This window comes from Brachyspira pilosicoli (assembly GCF_019402445.1).
Lineage (GTDB): Bacteria > Spirochaetota > Brachyspiria > Brachyspirales > Brachyspiraceae > Brachyspira > Brachyspira pilosicoli_B.
Genome location: NZ_SRZM01000197.1, coordinates 1 through 2740, shown reverse-complemented (window position 1 = coordinate 2740; position 2740 = coordinate 1). Strand labels below are relative to the sequence as shown.

1 protein-coding gene and 1 pseudogene are annotated in these 2740 nt (G+C 26.5%); both read right to left on the bottom strand.

From position 1 onward, the window contains the following. Positions 1–282 precede the first annotated feature (282 nt). The gene (locus E6A48_RS07160) at positions 283–1923 is read right to left on the bottom strand and encodes a peptide ABC transporter substrate-binding protein (RefSeq protein ID WP_219709348.1); all 1641 of its coding nucleotides are present in this window, start codon (positions 1921–1923) and stop codon (positions 283–285) included. 326 nt (positions 1924–2249) lie between these two features. Continuing rightward, positions 2250–2740: pseudogene (locus E6A48_RS07155) on the bottom strand (hypothetical protein); the annotation flags it as partial.

Genomic DNA, 2740 nt, shown 5'->3' with positions numbered 1-2740 from the left:
TTTCTAATTAATTTATATATTTTGTTTTGCTTAACGTGCGGGGAATGATTTTAAAAACTAAAACTTAAAAAATTAAAAATTTAAAATTTTAAAATTTAAAAAACGCTTGGGTGGGGTGTTAAAATTTCTAATTGTGCAATGAATATAGAGAAAGTTTAAATTTAAAATTAGAGCAAAAAGGAAAAAGGGCGGGGTGTGTAAATAAAATTTTTTAAGAAATAAAATACTATTAAAAAATAGCACTTTATTTCTTAAATTTATTAAAATTATAATTTATTAAAACTATTCTTCAATATATGCATAATTAAATCTGTATCGTCCCAATGGGTCATCAATATAGTTTTTTAATTTCGGATTTACAACTAAAAAGTCTGTTCTATATATAAAAGGTATTATAGGCATCTCTTCAAAAAGAATTGCCTCTGCTTCTTTTAAAGCTTCCATTCTATCTTTTTGATTTGTTGAAGTAGTGGCAAAGTTTATTAAATAGTCATATCTCTCATTTGAAAAACCACTGTAATTTATATCGCTTTCGCTTGTCATAATCTGAAGCATTGTGAGAGGGTCATTATAATCACCTGTCCAGCTTGTTCTAGCCATTTGGTATTTGCCTGATTGTCTGAAAGGAAGTGTTATTTTTGATTCTTCTGTTCGAATTGCTACATCAATATTCAAATTATTTTTCCACATCTCTTGAATTGCCTCTAATACTGTGGTGTAGAAACCAGATGAAACTTTTACTTCTAATATTGGGAAGTTTTCTCCATTAGGGTATCCTGCTTCGGCTAATAATTTTTTTGCTTCTATTATATTATTGCTGTAATTATTTGCTATTATAAAATTGCTGCTCTCTTCTCTAAAAGATTTTTCAAGTCCTTTTACAACTGGCGGAACAAAACTTTCTGCTGCTATTAGTTTGCCGTAGCCAATGTTGCTTACAATGTAATTTCTGTCTATTGCTAGAGATAATGCTTTTCTTACTCTCTTGTCGGACAAGGTTTTATCTTTATTGTTTAAATCTAAATAATAAACTCCTATAATGTCGCTTACAGCCATAAGGTTTTCTTTTATTAAACTTTCTATCTCGCCAATAGGAGGGGCATTAATAGAAAAATCAACATCTCCTGTTCTAACGGCATTAAGAGATATATATTCATCAGCTATCAAAACAAAATTGATTTTCTTAGCAACTTGATTTTTGTAATCCCAATAATTAGTATTAAGCTCAAATGCAATAAGCTCATCAGGCTTTCTTTCTGTCATCTTGTAAGCACCATTTCCAATATATGCCTCAGGCTTCCATGTCCAATCATCACCGTATTTATTTATAATGTCTTCTCTCACAGGCACATAACAGCCTCCAGAAGCTAAAATATCTTCAAAGTATAATGTAGGGTTTTCAAGTTCTATTGTAAGAGTGTTTTCGTCTACAGCAATAATGCCTAAACTTTCAATAGGTTTTTTTCCTGTGTTTATATCTTTTGCATTTTTTATATAATACATTAAATACGCTATAGGTGAAGCTGTTTTAGGGTCAACAACTCTTCTATATGAATATACAAAATCATCAGCTGTGAGTTTTTTGCCGTCGCTCCATTTGGCATCTTCTCTTATATGAAATGTGTATTTTAATTTATCTTCGCTTATCTCCCATTTATCTGAAGAGCCTCCTACTATTTTGCCGTTTATGTCTTTTGTCAATAATCCTTCGAAGGCATGATTAATATAAATAAAACCATATGTTTCGTCGTTTATTGCTGGGTCAATAGACTGAAGCTCATAGCCTAAGTTTACTGTAAGTTCATCTTTGATTTTTTTTGTTTCTTTAGTGCAGGATATGATTAATAAAAAAGTTATAGAAATAAAAAATGTTTGAAATAAAGTTTTAATAAAAAAGTTTTTTGCTTTAAGATTGTAAGTCATAAAAAACTCCTAAAAAATATTAAATAGAGATTTTTATAACGCCGTTTGTCTTGTTTTATTTAATTTTGTTTTTAGTCTTGTTTGATTATTTATTGTAATTTAATAAAACAAGACCAACATTAGAAAAGGTCTCATTTTATTAATTTATTTAGAGTAAAAAATAAAAGAGATAATTCCCTACGCTGGCATTACCCAAACAGGTTATAAGGGTCGAAGTTTGCATGTATAAAATTATGTAAACTTCCTCTCAGCCTTTTACAAGCTCCCCATGTTGATAATATCATATAATATTTTTATTTTTTTATCAATATTTTATAATTATTATTTTATGAAACTATTCTAAAATAATTATATAACGATAAATATATAAATATTTGTATAATTATTAATAGAGAGATATATGCTAATATAAGTTTATTTTCTTTGATTATTGAAATTCCATAAAATAAGAATATAGAAAATAAATATATTATAAATGCATATAAATATAAATTATTTTTTATTTTTAGAGTGTATTGTATATTATCAATTTTATCTATATCTATTTTTTTAGTAGTTATTAATGTACCAAAAGGACTTCCTTTTTCTTCTATTTTAATATCTTTGATAAAGTTATTATCATTAATAGTTTTTTCTATATCTAAATATACCCCATAGATATCACTGTTTCTAAAAACTTTATCATAATAACTTATTCTAAACGAGTATATATTATCTTTAATAGGATTTATTTCATTTAAATATCCTATTCTTTTTATTGAACCTAAAATTATTAAAGAAAATAATATTATTATAAATACTGATAAAACTATTAGTA